This is a genomic window from Variovorax sp. Varisp36 (genome assembly GCF_047304235.1).
Taxonomy (GTDB): Bacteria; Pseudomonadota; Gammaproteobacteria; order Burkholderiales; family Burkholderiaceae_C; genus Variovorax.
Map to the genome: position 1 here is coordinate 1 of NZ_JBGLYU010000118.1, position 260 is coordinate 260.

The following is a 260-nucleotide window of genomic DNA, read 5'->3' on the forward strand; positions in this document are numbered from 1 at the left end:
GCCCTGCCATCAGGCGCAGGGATTTCATATTGACCCTGAGGGTGTGGTAGTCCTGCGGCGGGAAAGGAGTCTCGCGGGTATCGTCCCGGTATTTCTCAATCAACGCGACGGCTTCCGGAAGCAGCTTGACACGTCCGAGGTAGTCGGTTTTCTTTCGCTGGTATTTCAGCCAGAGGCTGCCCTCGTCATCCCGGAAGAGGTTCTTCCGGGTGATGCTTACCGCATCGGCATAGGCGGTGCCGGTGTAACAGGCGAAGAGG

The 260-nt window shown here is 58.8% G+C and carries 1 pseudogene; it reads right to left on the bottom strand.

The window, feature by feature from the left end:
• A pseudogene (locus tag ACCD11_RS28425) lies at positions 1–260 on the bottom strand (hypothetical protein); the annotation flags it as partial.